Here is a 13,575-nt window from a genome sequence, read left to right on the forward strand (position 1 = left end):
AATTAGGAAGCCCCGGACCTGATGGTCTGGGGCTTTTTGTTTGACCTCTGCTTGTCTGCGCGCTTTAAGAACATGTGCGGAACATGCGGGAGGTCTTGATGCGAACAATGCTGGACGTGAGAGATCCTCTGAGCCCTGATGCGGCGCAGATTGCCAACGGGGTGCTGCGCCTGATGGGGGATCATGGCTTTGCCGGGGTGACGGAAATGACGCTGGCCAATGGGCGGCGTGCCGATGTCGCCGCTGTGGGCGCGGGCGGGGAAATCACCATTGTCGAGATCAAGTCCAGCCTGAATGACTTTCGCACCGATCAGAAATGGCCGGAATATCGGCCCTTCTGTGATCGGTTTTACTTCGCCGTCGGGCATGATTTTCCAAGGGACGTGATCCCCGAAGAGGTTGGCCTGATTATCGCGGATGGGTTTGGCGGGGCGATCCTGCGTGAGGCCCCGCTGGAGAAACTGGTCGCGGCACGGCGCAAGGCAATGACCTTGCGCTTTGCTCGGCTAGCAGCAGCCCGCCTATGCGCCGTTCAGGCGTGAGGCGAGCGCCTTGGCCATACGTGGCCCAAGTTCGGGCCCTTCTATCGGATAGAGATAGGGTTCGATCAACTCCAGCTCCATCAGAAGCAGGCCGCCATCCTCGCCGCGCAGCATATCGACACGTGCATAAAGGGGCATTTCGTCCAGTGTGTGAAGCACAGCTGTGGCAGCCGCGAGGTCGTCAGAAGATGGCGTGATGGCTTCCTCGACCCCGCCATAGGTGGACTGAATGCGGTAATCCCCGGCCTTGGCGCGTTTGATCAGGGCGTGGGACAGCTCGCCATCAATGAAAATAAAGCTTAGCTCGCCTTCCTCAACGATTTTGGAAAGGAAGGGCTGAACCATCATCGGATAGGGCATGGGTGGAATGGCATCTCCCGGCTTGAGGCGGTGCTGACCCGCAGCCCCCGCGCCGACCTGCCGCTTGAAGACCAGATCCGTGCTGCCAAGGGTGTTAAAGGCGGCGTTTGCTGTGGCCTCATCGACCTGATCGAGCCACAGCGTCGGGATGAGGCGTGCGCCTTTGGCCTCAAGATCGCGCAGATAGGCTTTGTGGCTGTTCCATTTGACCAGTGCGGCTGGGTTATACAGCGGCGTCACAGCCTCAATCTGATCAAGGATTTCGAGGAATTCGGCCTGATGGTCCCAATAATCCCATGTCGTGCCGATCATCACCGCATCATAGCTCGCCCAATCCTGCGCAGTGTCTGCCCAATCAACATCATGCAGGCTTATGTCATGCTCGGCGAATGGGCCGCGCAGGGCATCCATCATGTGATCATGTTCAAACGCATCATCGCGGCGGATCGGTGAACCGGGCAAGGTTACCTTGGAGGACAGGTACGCAATCTTTTTCATGGGCTGCGCTGTAACCGCGCTGGGGCGTTGCGTCCAGCCGTCCTGTCTGGCAATGACCGCGCTGAACTGATGCAGGACCTGCTTATGACAAATCCCCGCTATGATGTTGTTGGCCTTGGCAACGCGATTGTCGATGTGATCTCTCAAACCAGCGATGCCTTTCTGACCGAGCATGGCATCAACAAGAATGCGATGAACCTGATCGAAGAAGATCGCGCGGATATGCTGACACAGGCGTCTGTCAATGCGCTGGAAACCTCTGGCGGTTCCGGCGCGAACACGATTGCGGGTATCGCAAGTCTCGGCGGAACCGCCGCTTACATTGGCAAAGTGGCCGATGATCGGCTCGGCAAAGTGTTCCGGGAAGACATGGGCAAGATCGGCGTCCCCTTTGAGACGGAGCCGCTCGTTGATGGCCCTGCAACGGCGCGCTCAATCATTTTCGTGACGGATGATGGCGCGCGCAGCATGAATACGTTTCTGGGCGCTTCGGTTGAGTTTGCGCCTTCGGATGTGGACGAGGGGACCGTGAAAGCCGGACAGATCCTGTACCTGGAAGGCTATCTGTTCGACAAGCCGGTTGCGAAGGCGGCCTTTGTGCATGCGGCTGAGATTGCCCACGCGGCCGGACGGAAAGTGGCGCTGACCCTATCAGACATGTTCTGTGTTGATCGTCACCGTGAGAGCTTCCGCCAATTGATCCGTACGCAAGTGGATATCCTGTTTGCGAATGAGGAAGAGCTGCTCAGTCTTTATGAAACGCGCGATTTTGATGCCGCGATGGATCTTCTGCGTGCTGACACTGGTCTTGCGGCGGTTACGCGGTCGGAAAAGGGTTCTGTCGTGATTGGCGATGGTGAGCCGATTGTCGTGCCAGCTGAGCCGGTTGAGCGCGTGGTCGATACGACCGGGGCAGGGGACCAGTATGCCGCTGGCTTCCTGTATGGTGTGGCCAAGGATTTGCCGCTAGCCATGTGTGCCAAGCTCGGCCATCTCGCAGCCGGAGAGGTGATTTCCCACTACGGGCCACGACCGGAAGTCTCGTTGAAAACTCTGGCCGAGGCTGCTGGGATCAGCGTTTAAGGGCGTGCCAGCTCAATGCTGATCGGTGCGTGATCGCTGGGCTTCCAGCCGCCCCGATAGGCCAAGTGTACGCGATAGCTGTCCATATTGGTAAGGCCAGTGGCTTCATCATTGGTCCAGATATGGTCAAGGCGGCGCCCTTTATTGCTGGCCGCCCAATCGCGGGCGCGATAGCTCCACCAGGAATAGAGACGCTGATCATCTTCATGAATATGCCGGGCAAGGTCAGTAAATCCTGCCGCCTCTCGTGCACCTTCCAGCCCCTCGGTTTCAACCGGGGTGTGCGAGACGATTTTCAGAAGCTGTTTGTGCGACCAGACATCGCTCGGATGAGGCGCGATGTTGAGATCGCCGACCAGAACGCGGGGTGTGCCATCCAGGCTGGAATATTCATTGCCGAGCCGCTGTACGAAATCGAGTTTGTGGGCAAATTTCTCATTTGCGTCCGGGTCGGGCGTATCCCCGCCCGCAGGCAGGTAGATATTGTGAACCTCAACCCCAGCGACTTTTACAGCCTGAACGCGGGCATGTTCCTCCCGGCAAAGGTCGGGGGCCTCGAGAATTTCAAGCGGTTCGCGGGACGCAATCGCAACGCCATGATGGCCGCCGCGCTGCCCATTCACAGCGAGATATGGCAGCCCCATCTGCTTAAAGGCTTTCTCCGGAAACTCGGCATTCTGGCATTTGATTTCCTGCAGACAGATCACATCAGGATTATGCTCAGCCATGAAACGCTCAACATTCGGGGCACGCAGGCGCACAGAGTTGATGTTCCATGAGACGATTTTCAGGGGTGATTTAGAAGCCATGGCTTTGGCTTAAACGGCGCTGGAAAGGGCTTCAAGTCGCTGTTTCAGGGCAGGGGGCATGAAGGGGGCAAAGCGCTGCCACTTTTCCGGCGGGGTTGGCCGGATCGGTTGGCGCACTTGTCCGGCACTGAAGGTGGGGACAGCGGCGTTGCGGTTTTCCGGGGAGAGGGTGGCCGGGTTGAAGTCGATCCCGGCGAGGTTTGCCAGAGTCTTACCAACCGCTTCAGGCGCGGCACAGAAAGCATCAAAATCGACTGTCTCAACTTCAAAACCAGCTTCGGCATAGAGGGTCATGATCTCGGCGCGAGCTTCCAGCATGGTGGTGATGCCATCCAGAGAGGTGGATTCCGGGAAGGCCGGTGGAAACTCATGCAGGAACATGGACAGGGCGACATCCTGCGGTCGACGGATGACATTGATGAAGACGCTATTGGGGTGAATAGCGGCGACCAGTGGCGCGACAAAGGCATTGTGAGTGGTCTTGTCGATCAGGGTTGGGGCTGTGCGCCCGGCGCGCTGAAGACCAGAGAGATCGGCGGCTTGCAGGCGCTGTAGATGGTCTGCGGGCGGTGCCTGATCTGGATTGTCCGTCAATTGATGTAGGTAGGGCAGCAAGGCCCCGCGCTCTGCGGAGCTGTCGACGTCTTTGTGAGCCGACAGTATAGATTGGAGCAGGGAGCTGCCCGTTCGGGGCGCGCCGATAAGATAAACATGACACTGATCATGTGCGGGCGCGGCTTGAAGCGATTTGACTCGGCCCAGGGCGGCTTTTGTGCGCGATGTGAGCAAGGTCTTGAGCTGATCAGTGGTCAGGGCGTGCCGTGCTTGCTGCGCAGCTATTGTATTGGCCTCAGTGGCTAGCGCCCAGCTGCGCTGATAGTCGCCCTGTCGGTCAAAATAGCGTGCGAGCGGGAAGAGCAGGCCAGTCTTTTCGGGTGCGGCATCCGGCAAGCGATTGGCCAAAGCGTTTGCGTGATCGATTACCTTGTCGCCCAAATCCCGATCATGGGTAATGCGCAGAGCCAAAAGGCCAGGATGACCTGGTTCGGCTTTCTGTGCTGCGTCGAGGAGAGTGAGCGCCTCAGCCTGTTTACCCTGCCAGGTTAGCAAGCGTGTACCAGAAATGGCGACGCGCGGGTCACTTTCACCAGCCGGGCGCAAACGATCTAAAGCGGCTCCAGCGCGATCAAACTCCAGCAGGTCCAGCGCGACTTGCAGGGTCATCAAGTCTGTCTGCGGGTTTGGGCCGCCAAGGGTGATAATCAGCGCCTGCAAGGCATCGTCAGCCCCATAAAGGTCACCGCGCGACCAGCATGTGGCAGCGCGGTGTAAAAGACTTTGTGCTGTTTCGCTCATCCAGCGGGCTTAGCCGCGCAGGCTCTATTCCTCAAGCGGGGTGAAGGAGAGTTTTCCGGCTTGCAGGGTGACTTTACCAATATCATCCGTATCGGCTTCGATACGCACAGGCACGGTTGCGCCATTTGGAAGCGGGGCGAGCCAGAGGCGTAGTGGACCTGATATCCCGGTCAGTGTGTCCTTATTGGCTTCACCTTCCTTATAGCCCGCAACCTTGTCCATTGTGATATGGCATTCATACGCCTCACCGCGCCAAGCCTCGGATTTAACGTTTTTCATGCCCTTATACTCAAGGTGCAGGTGGGTGAGCTGGCGGCCGTCAAAGATTTTCATCGGGCCACCACACGGGCGAGTTTCAAGGTCGCGCGGCTCCAGAGCATAGGAGATCAGCGCGGTTAGCGGGTCTTTGGCGTCGAGGACTTGTTCCGTTGTGGCCGGGGGCTCGCCAAGATTTCCGAAAGTCGGGTTGGCAACCATGGAAAACTCATCGCCGAGATATTTGACATCGACCCGGCGGTTTTTCTTGCCATCCTTGTTCTGAGACACATAGGCATAGGTGTCGAGGCCATTGAGGTTTGTGTAGCCTGAGGCAGCCAGTTCCATGTCATAATTCACCAGAATATCGGCAAGGCCCGTCGTCTTCACGTTCGACTTGATCTTGTAGTTTTCCGGACGCAGGTCGACCTGAAACCAGGCCTTGCCCGTGATTGGCAGGATTAACAGCCAGGCATTGGCCTTGATCTCATACTCCATGCGCATCGGCTGGCCTGCCTCGATACTGGCCATGAAGTCAGCGCGCGGTGTGTCGCCATTATCTGCGGCCGAGAGGCCAGACAGGCCACCGAGGGTCAGCGCGCCCGCTGCGAGGGGGAGGAGCCAGTGCTTCATCTTCTATCTCCTGACAGAGCTTTGTTATTCTGCCGCTTTATCAGAGTCTTGTAAAAGCAAACCTGAACAGCTTTGCCTATCTTTTGACGTGATTAAATCGGGTTCACGTCGTAATTCAGCAAACGAGTCACTCGCATGGTTGACGCCCTGCCAGTCAGACAGTAATAGCCGCGCTTTGGTTTTACTCTAAAGATAAAAGGCGAGCGACCCATGTCCCGCGTATGTGAACTCTCTGGCGTTGGTCCTATGGTCGGACACCATGTCAGCCACTCGAATATCAAGTCCAAGCGTCGCTTTATGCCGAACCTTGTAAAGGTTACGCTGGCGTCTGAAACCCTCGGACAGCGTTTCCCGCTGCGGATTGCGGCAAAGACCCTGCGCACGGTTGATAAGCTCGGTGGTCTCGATCAGTACCTCGCCAAGGCTAAGGACGACACGCTCTCGACCAAGGCGCTGAAGATCAAGCGCTCTATCGCTAAGAAAGCGGCTGGCGCTGACGAATAGTCGTCAAGGCAAGCAAGATTTTAGAAACGCGCTCCACACGGGGCGCGTTTTTGTTTGCGCGGATCACATGGGCTGCGTTAAACCTGTGCCATAGCATGGGAGTGGTAGATGAAATCGATCTTGGGTGGACTGGCTGGCGTTTTGTTGCTGGCAGCTTGTGGGGGTGAGCCTTCATCGCAGAATGAAACAGAAATACCTGCCATCAGCCCCACGCCAAGCGTGACGATCTACACGGGTGGGACAATCTATACCGGGGTTGGTCTGGAAACGGTTGAGGCGGTAACCGTTGGCGCGGATGGCCGGATTATCGCGACGTCCCCACCCGCCTCTCAGGATTGGGACGAGGGTGAGGTTGAGCTGATCGACCTTAAAGGCGCGGTGATGTTTCCGGGCTTTGTTGATGGTCATGCGCACCTGATCGGGATTGGCGAGCGGGAGCTGACGCTGGACCTTGCAGGCACCGCCTCGATTGGTGAGCTGGTTACCCGGATTGAAGCGGAAGTCTCTGACCTGCCCGCTGAGCGTATTCTGGTTGGGCGCGGCTGGATCGAGACGGGCTGGCCAGAGGGCCGTATGCCAAGCGCCAGCGATCTGGACGCGGTCAGCCCGGATAATCCGGTCATTCTGGTGCGCGCCGATGGCCATGCGCTGGTCGCCAACAGTGCGGCTCTGGCGGCTGCCGGAATTAGCGATGAAACTGCCGACGTGTCGGGCGGCAAGATTGAACGGGACGCTGATGGAAAAGCGACGGGTATCCTGATTGATAATTCGATGGGTCAGGTCCTGGCGCTGGTGTCTGAACCAACGGAGGGTCAGATTGCCGAACGGTTTGTCGTCGGGGCTGCCGAATATGTCTCCCGTGGGTGGAGCGGGGTGCATAATATGAGCGTCGCACCGGGCCATGCGGCCCTTCTGGAACGGCTCGACCTTGAAGATCGTATGCCGCTGCGGCTGCACAATGCCTATGACCGCGAAGGCTTTGCGATTGCCGCAGGGCGCGCGCATGAAACCCCGACCATCACCAATCGCGCGGTGAAGGTCTATATGGATGGCGCGCTCGGCTCGCGTGGGGCTTTGTTGATTTCGCCTTACAGCGATCGCCCGGGCACAAGCGGCCTGTCGCTTATGGAACCAGAAGCGCTTGGCAGCTTAATGGCAGAAGCTGAAGATAATGATGTTCAACTCGCCATTCATGCCATTGGTGATCTGGCCAATCGGCGCATCTTGGATGAGTTTGCCAACCAGAAAAGGCTCAGCCAACTAGTGATCCCAGAAAGCGGCGAAAGAGACTACACAAACAATCGTTGGCGGATTGAGCATACACAGGTGCTGCACCCGGATGATATTGCGCGGGTTGGTGCGCTCGGCCTGATCGCCTCGATGCAACCCAGCCATGCGATTGGTGATCTTAAGTTTGCCCCTGACCGTTTGGGGATTGATCGACTGGCCGGGGCCTATGCCTGGCAGAGCCTGTTGGAGACAGGTGCGATCATCGTTGGCGGGTCTGATGCTCCGGTTGAGGTTGGGACGCCGCAGATTGAGTTTTATGCCGCTGTTGCGCGCAAGGATCTGGAAGGGTTCAGCGCAGAAGGTTGGCATCCTGAAGAGGCGCTGTCGCGCGAGCAAGCGCTTGCCTTATTCACCTCAGCCCCTGCCTACGCCGCCTTCATGGAAGATGACCTCGGCACGATTGAGGTTGGCAAACTTGCCGATTTCGCCGTGTTCGATCGTGACCTGATGACTGTGCCAGAAGCTGAAATTCTCGATGCGGAAGTGATGATGACCGTCGTGCATGGCGAGGTCGTTTTCAAAGCTCTGTAATCGCCCGGCTTGCAGTGTGGTCAGGTTTGGGTAAGACGCACGGCTTAAACTCTCTGCACGTTTGATTTTACAGGCCAGACTATGACCATTCGTCTTTATGATAGCGCCGCGCGTGAAAAGCGCGTCTTCATCCCTCAGGATCCATCCCGGGTGACGATGTATGTCTGTGGGCCGACCGTCTATAATCGTGCGCATATCGGGAATTTCCGGCCCGTCATGGTGTTTGACACGCTGTTTCGCCTGCTGCGGACCACTTATGGCGAGGATGCGGTCATCTATGCCCGCAATGTCACCGATATTGAGGACAAGATTATCGCGGCCTCTCAGGAGACCGGGGAGTCGATAGAGGCGATCACGCAGAAATATGCCGCGATCTATGCTGAGGATGCTGCGGCGGTGAATGCCCTAGCCCCAACCATCGTGCCGTGGGCGACCGAGCATGTTGGCGAGATGCTGGACATTATCGAAGCGCTGGAGCGCAAGGGCTATGCCTATGCGACCGATGCGGGCGTGTTCTTCAACGTGCCGCAGATGAGCGATTATGGTCGCCTGTCCGGGCGCAAGCTTGAGGATAATGAAGCCGGCGCGCGGGTTGAGGTCGACCTTGGCAAGCGCAATCCGGCTGATTTTGCCCTATGGAAGTTTGCCAAGCCGGGTGAGCCGGAAGATGCGACCTGGGACAGCAAGTGGGGCAAAGGGCGCCCGGGCTGGCACATTGAGTGTTCGGCCATGGCGGCCAAGCATCTGGGTAAGACGATCGACATTCATGGCGGCGGGATCGACCTGCAATTCCCGCATCACGAGAATGAAATCGCGCAGAGCGAGTGCGCCCACGGCCAGACCATGGCGAACTATTGGATGCATAATGGCTTCCTCGATATGGCTGGCGAAAAAATGTCGAAATCGCTCGGCAATGTCGTTCTGCTGAATGATCTGCTTGAGGATTGGGATGGGGAAGTGATCCGCTTTGCCATGCTGAGCGGGCATTATCGCGCGCCGCTGGACTGGACGGGTGACTTGCTGGAACAGGCCAAAACGACATTGGGCCGGGTCTATGGCGCGCTGCGCCGGGTCTGGGACTATGAGGGCGGCAAGGCGCGAGATAAAGGTGTGCTCAAGGCATTGCAAGATGACCTCAATACGCCGATTGCGCTGGCGGAACTGTCCAGGCTGGCGGGCGAGGCCAATGGGGCTGCCGATCGCAAGGACGAGGCCGGCATGGCAGAAGCACGTGCCAATCTGCTCGCGGCAGGGAGGTTACTCGGCTTGCTGACCAAAACTCCAGCACAATGGGAACAGGGCGGTGATAGCGATGAGAATGCCCGGATTGATGCCTTGGTAGCGGCGCGTGACGCGGCGCGCGCCAATAAGGATTGGGCCGAAGCTGACCGTTTGCGCGATGTCCTGAAAGCTGAAGGCATTGAGATCATGGACGGGGCGGGCGGCGCGACCTGGCGGCGGGTCTAAACGAACTGTTTAGCCCCCCTTCTTGCCTATTCGACAAATAAGTTCCAAAAAGGAACCATAGGTTGGATATCTGGAAGGACGACATCATGAAACCCGTTTGTCTTGTGATCGGCGCTGGTGCCGGCATCGGTGGCACAGTCGGCGCGAAGTTTGCACGCGAGGGCTATCATGCCGTGCTGTGTCGGCGCAGCGATGAGGACGGCCTCAATAAGCTCGTTGAAGGCATTAGGAGCGAAGGCGGTGAGGCAACCGGCTTCCTGATGAATGCGCTGGATGAGAGCTCAATTGAAGACCGTGTTGCTCATGTTGAGAAAGAGATCGGGCCGATTGAGGTCGTGATCTATAATCTCGGGGCGCAGATTGGCGATCGCACGCTGGCGGACACGTCTTACAAGGCTTTCGAAATGGGTTGGCGGTTGGCCACATTTGGCCTGTTTCGTCTCGCCAAAACGGTCACGCCATACATGGAGGAGCGCGGCGGCGGTAAAATCCTTGTCACCTCGGCAACCGCCTCTGTACGCGGCAATGCCGGGCAACACTCCCATGCTGCAGCGATGGGCGGACGCCGCCTGCTGTGCCAGACGCTGAATGCGCAATTTGCCTCTAAGGGGATCCATGTGGCCCATATTATTGTCGACGGCGCCGTGGATGCGCCCGATACGCTGGGCAAGATGCTCGGGCCAGAGCTGTTCCAGAAGCTGCGGGACACGCGTGGGGCGCAGGATGGATTGCTTCAACCGGAAAAGATGGCAGAAACATACTATCACATTGCCCAGCAGCATCGATCGGTATGGACCCATGAACTTGACCTACGCTCTTACTCAGACACAGCCTGGTGGAACCACGACTAGCTGGACGGCCGGGATCAAAGCAGCGTTTCTGCTTCTGGCGGCTGCGGTTTTGGTCGCCTGTCAGAGTGCGCCGCAGCCAGAAGGCGGTGTGATCTATCTGGTGCGTCATGCCGAGAAGGTAACCGATGGCGGGGCGATGGTTGTTGATGATCCAAAGGACCCGCCATTGACCGCAGCAGGCGCTGTGCGAGCTGAAACGCTGGCCGTGCTGTTGGGGGAGGCCGGGATCACGCAGGTCTGGTCAACGGACTATATCCGGACACGCGATACGGCAGCGCCACTGGCCAAGGCCCTTGGCCTTGAGATCAGCTTGTATGACCCGCGTGATCTTACAGGCTTTGCAGAGATCCTAAAAGCGCAATCGGGTGAGATGGCTGTCGTCGTCGGGCACTCGAACACGACGCCCACCCTTGTTGAGGCGCTTGGCGGGGATGGTGGGTCACCGATTGATGAGGCCGCTGAATATGATCGCCTATACGTCGTCGACCTGCGCGCAGGGACGAGCGAGATCCGGCGCTATGGCGCGCTGTATAGAAGCGGTATGGGCGCGGATTGAAGCCTATTCCGTGCAGGGACCGACCCGGCTGGCAATCACCTTCATTTTGGCATCCATCAAGCCGGCTGTGCCAGCATCCAGTTTGATGTCGCCATCCATCGAGAAGCCAGTTGTCTGATGAGTCATGACGATAGAGGCCGCTGAGAGCGCCTGATCCGGACAAACCATATCGAAAGATACCGTGTTTGCTGTCTGGGTAACATTTGAGGAGGTGCATTCTGCCCCGCCAGCAAACTCCTGCGCGAGATCTGTTGGCTCGAGTCTGGTTTCCCAGGGCTGCATACAGGAAGACTCGGACTCCACAATCGGATCGATTGGCAGGTCGGGTACGGTCATGGTGATCGTGTAGGTCCATTCTCCTGTTTCGAACTCAACCGGTTCAGCAGAGGCGGTCCCCATCAAGCCACCCAGTATCAAAACAGCACTCAGATATTTATATTTCATAGGGGCCTCCTTTGGGTCCGATCCAGTTTGCCTATAAAATGTCTGTTCGCATACCCCTTGCGGGGCATATCCCGGCTTTTGATGGACACGGCGCTGGTTTGAGGGCAGGGGTGAGAGATGGAAAACGTTCACAATCTGCAATCTCTGCTGAAATCCTTGTGCACACAGACCACGGGTGAAACCGTTTCGGTTGGAGACTTGCTGAATGCTGTTGGGCGGCGCTCTTATGGTCCGGTGATCCTGTTGCTTGGCTTTATTGCGATTAGCCCGCTGACCCTTGTGCCGGGGGCAAACTCTCTGGTTGCCGTGGTCATCCTGATTTTTGCGCTGCAGATGGTGATCGGGCGGGCCTATCCATGGTTGCCGAAAAAGGCATTGGAATTTTCCTTTCCACGGAAACACTTGCTGGCCGGAGCTGAAGCGCTCGACAAGCATGCCCATACGGTCGATCAGTTGCTCAAACCGCGCTTCACGTTTTTAACGCGTGCGCCGTTTGTGCAGCTTGTTGCGCTCGCGCTGGTTGGGGCGGCTCTGGTGACGATCCCGCTTTCTTTCATTCCGCTGGGGCCTGTTCTGCCGAGCCTGACCGTGTTGCTGTTTGGTCTCGCGATTACGGCGCGGGATGGGTTTTTGCTGGTTTTGGCGGGCGCGACATTGGTCGGCGCGGTTCTGCTGATGATCCGGGCGTGGTCTGTTCTACCGTTCGTGTAAGCTTGATTTTATCGCTTTAAACGCCGACATCATCGCCATGGCTGATCTTTACCACAATCGTATTCTCGAACTGGCCGCAGATATCCCGCATCTGGGACATCTGGATGAGGCGCATGGCTCTGCGACCAAGCTGGCGCGGATTTGCGGATCAACGGTTCGGGTGGATGTCACCCTGTCAGAGGATGGTCAGACAGTGACGGCGATTGCGGTTGATCCAAAAGCCTGCGCACTTGGTCAGGCGGCCACAGCGATCCTTGCCGAACATGCCGTTGGAGCCAGCGTCGAAGATATCCGCGTGGCGCGCGATGGTCTGCATGCGATGCTCAAGGACGGGGCTGAACCGCCACGTGGGGCGTTCTGGGAATTGCGCCATCTTGAAGGGGTGCGCGATTATCCCCCGCGCCATGCCTCCACCATGTTAGCGTTTGAGGCGGTTCTGGAAGCCATTGAAGCGGCGCGTGAAGCGCTTGGTCTGGAAGCCGTTGCCTCTTAAGGGGTTGCGTCAGCGACCAGTTCAGGTTTGGGGAGCGGGGCTGTCAGGGCTGTGCGAAGCGCGGCTGTGGCGATTTCAGCCTCGGCCAGATACCAGGCCAGCGTTGCCGGGTGATCGCTGAGCAGGCCGCCTGTGCCCCCTGCTGGATTGCTGATCATGAGGGGATTGAAAGCGGCAGCGCGCCGCCAGGCTTTCAGGGCCGTATCACGGGCCTCTGCGGCTTCGCGCGTGGCGACCAGTTCAGGTTGGGCCAACAGGGTTGCGTTAAGTAGTTCTGCGGCGGCTTGCGCATGGGCGCGAGCCACATATACGGCCTCAATATCAGCGCGGGAGGCTGGCCAGCCATCGGCCATTTCGGCTTGCGTACGCAGGGCTGCCTGATTGTCAGCCGCCCATGCTGTGAACAGGTCAAGTTCCTGGGTCAGCGGCTCAAGCCCTGCCGGGGCGGCCGCCAGACCACGGGACAGGCGACCTTCATACCGCAGCAGCGCTTCAGCGGCGGCATGCATGCGTGGCCCGGTTTCGGTATCGCTGGCCGGGGCGAGCAGACGACCAGCCGCCATCAGGTCCGCATCCGGGGCGAGGGCGGCAGGTCGGACATTTTGGGCGGTTAGTAACATATAATCTGACAGGGCTGAGCCAAGGCCCTCCTGCCAGGCCGGAAGCGCATTCAAGCGCGCCTGTGGATGCCAGAACGGGCGATCAATGGCCCAGCCTGGCCCAGTGACTTCCCGGCCAATCAGGGTCAGTGCAGTGCCCGCCTGCGGGGAGGTCCAGGCAGCTTCAGCGGCGAGCGTGATCGGCGCGCTGTTCACCTTATGGGAGAGAACCACCATCAATGGATAGCCACCGAGCAGCGCGAAAATGATGGACAGCCGGGTGAGAAAGATCATCCGTTGCCAGAGGTTGGAGGCTTTCTGCATCAACGGGCTGGGCTCAGCGTCTTCGAGATAGGCGACAGGCAGGCCAGAGCCGAGCAGGGTGACCACCGCTTCACGATCATTGTCCGGAACCGGCATGTTGGCTGTTTCAGCATATGCAGGATGGACTTTTTGGAGCGCTGTCATGGGAGGCCTGTTCTGTTTTTCGCATCTAGGCGCGAGAATTGACGCGTTAGCAAGTTATTAACATTTAAAAAAAGGCAAGAACGGGGCCAACTGCTGTATTTTATGCAGTTGCGGATGCGTAATGA

At 58.1% G+C, this 13,575-nt stretch carries 15 protein-coding genes; 9 read left to right on the forward strand and 6 right to left on the reverse strand.

Annotated elements, in window-relative coordinates:
• The first annotated feature begins 98 nt into the window (after positions 1-98).
• Positions 99-542: an MmcB family DNA repair protein gene (locus RYZ27_RS14410; RefSeq protein WP_406680223.1), complete on the forward strand. Its 444-nt coding sequence runs from the start codon at positions 99-101 to the stop codon at positions 540-542.
• Here the strand turns inward: RYZ27_RS14410 and RYZ27_RS14415 are convergent.
• A complete protein-coding gene (locus tag RYZ27_RS14415; protein ID WP_406680224.1) occupies positions 522-1,400 on the reverse strand; it encodes a RimK family alpha-L-glutamate ligase in 879 nt (292 codons plus the stop codon). The genes RYZ27_RS14410 and RYZ27_RS14415 overlap by 21 nt on opposite strands.
• A gap of 84 nt (positions 1,401-1,484) precedes the next feature.
• Here RYZ27_RS14415 and RYZ27_RS14420 point away from each other — a divergent pair, with 84 nt between their 5' ends.
• Complete coding sequence (locus tag RYZ27_RS14420; protein ID WP_406680225.1) at positions 1,485-2,483, forward strand: adenosine kinase; 999 nt, start codon at positions 1,485-1,487, stop codon at positions 2,481-2,483.
• Here RYZ27_RS14420 and RYZ27_RS14425 read toward each other — a convergent pair.
• From RYZ27_RS14425 to RYZ27_RS14435, 3 genes are read right to left on the reverse strand one after another with little or no spacing between them, the layout of a single operon-like run.
• Complete coding sequence (locus RYZ27_RS14425; protein ID WP_406680226.1) at positions 2,480-3,292, reverse strand: exodeoxyribonuclease III; 813 nt, start codon at positions 3,290-3,292, stop codon at positions 2,480-2,482. The two genes, RYZ27_RS14420 and RYZ27_RS14425, sit on opposite strands and share 4 nt — an antisense overlap.
• A 9-nt stretch (positions 3,293-3,301) precedes the next feature.
• Positions 3,302-4,648, reverse strand: a complete 1,347-nt coding sequence (locus tag RYZ27_RS14430) for a tetratricopeptide repeat-containing sulfotransferase family protein (RefSeq protein ID WP_406680227.1) — start codon at positions 4,646-4,648, stop codon at positions 3,302-3,304.
• A 24-nt stretch (positions 4,649-4,672) separates the two neighbouring features.
• Entirely contained in the window at positions 4,673-5,536 is an 864-nt protein-coding gene (locus tag RYZ27_RS14435; protein ID WP_406680228.1) for a DUF3108 domain-containing protein, read from the reverse strand.
• A gap of 210 nt (positions 5,537-5,746) precedes the next feature.
• On the opposite strand from RYZ27_RS14435, the gene rpmB reads away from it, so the two are divergent.
• From rpmB to RYZ27_RS14460, 5 genes are all read left to right on the forward strand, one after another.
• On the forward strand, positions 5,747-6,040 hold the full coding sequence (gene rpmB / locus RYZ27_RS14440; protein ID WP_406680229.1) for a 50S ribosomal protein L28: 294 nt from the start codon (positions 5,747-5,749) through the stop codon (positions 6,038-6,040).
• A gap of 108 nt (positions 6,041-6,148) precedes the next feature.
• Entirely contained in the window at positions 6,149-7,861 is a 1,713-nt protein-coding gene (locus RYZ27_RS14445; RefSeq protein ID WP_406680230.1) for an amidohydrolase, read from the forward strand.
• A gap of 81 nt (positions 7,862-7,942) precedes the next feature.
• Positions 7,943-9,328 (forward strand): cysteine--tRNA ligase, encoded by a 1,386-nt coding sequence (gene cysS / locus RYZ27_RS14450; protein ID WP_406680231.1) that lies wholly within the window; start codon positions 7,943-7,945, stop codon positions 9,326-9,328.
• 86 nt (positions 9,329-9,414) lie between these two features.
• Positions 9,415-10,179, forward strand: a complete 765-nt coding sequence (locus RYZ27_RS14455; RefSeq protein WP_406680232.1) for an SDR family NAD(P)-dependent oxidoreductase — start codon at positions 9,415-9,417, stop codon at positions 10,177-10,179.
• Positions 10,133-10,735 (forward strand): SixA phosphatase family protein, encoded by a 603-nt coding sequence (locus tag RYZ27_RS14460; protein WP_406680233.1) that lies wholly within the window; start codon positions 10,133-10,135, stop codon positions 10,733-10,735. The genes RYZ27_RS14455 and RYZ27_RS14460 overlap by 47 nt, the downstream gene beginning before the upstream one ends.
• Positions 10,736-10,738: 3 nt before the next feature.
• Here RYZ27_RS14460 and RYZ27_RS14465 read toward each other — a convergent pair whose 3' ends face one another.
• Complete coding sequence (locus tag RYZ27_RS14465; RefSeq protein ID WP_406680234.1) at positions 10,739-11,179, reverse strand: DUF3617 domain-containing protein; 441 nt, start codon at positions 11,177-11,179, stop codon at positions 10,739-10,741.
• A 117-nt stretch (positions 11,180-11,296) separates the two neighbouring features.
• Here RYZ27_RS14465 and RYZ27_RS14470 point away from each other — a divergent pair, with 117 nt between their 5' ends.
• Together RYZ27_RS14470 and RYZ27_RS14475 are read left to right on the forward strand one after the other, a co-directional pair.
• Positions 11,297-11,890 carry an exopolysaccharide biosynthesis protein gene (locus tag RYZ27_RS14470; RefSeq protein WP_406680235.1) on the forward strand — a complete coding sequence of 198 codons (594 nt, stop codon included), beginning with the start codon at positions 11,297-11,299 and terminating at the stop codon, positions 11,888-11,890.
• 37 nt (positions 11,891-11,927) lie between these two features.
• Complete coding sequence (locus RYZ27_RS14475; RefSeq protein ID WP_406680236.1) at positions 11,928-12,383, forward strand: iron-sulfur cluster assembly scaffold protein; 456 nt, start codon at positions 11,928-11,930, stop codon at positions 12,381-12,383.
• On the opposite strand, the gene RYZ27_RS14480 is transcribed toward RYZ27_RS14475, so the two are convergent.
• Positions 12,380-13,450: a hypothetical protein gene (locus tag RYZ27_RS14480; RefSeq protein ID WP_406680237.1), complete on the reverse strand. Its 1,071-nt coding sequence runs from the start codon at positions 13,448-13,450 to the stop codon at positions 12,380-12,382. The genes RYZ27_RS14475 and RYZ27_RS14480 overlap by 4 nt on opposite strands.
• Positions 13,451-13,575 lie beyond the last annotated feature (125 nt).

The organism is Hyphomonas sp. FCG-A18 (genome assembly GCF_045287255.1).
Classification (GTDB): domain Bacteria; phylum Pseudomonadota; class Alphaproteobacteria; order Caulobacterales; family Hyphomonadaceae; genus Henriciella.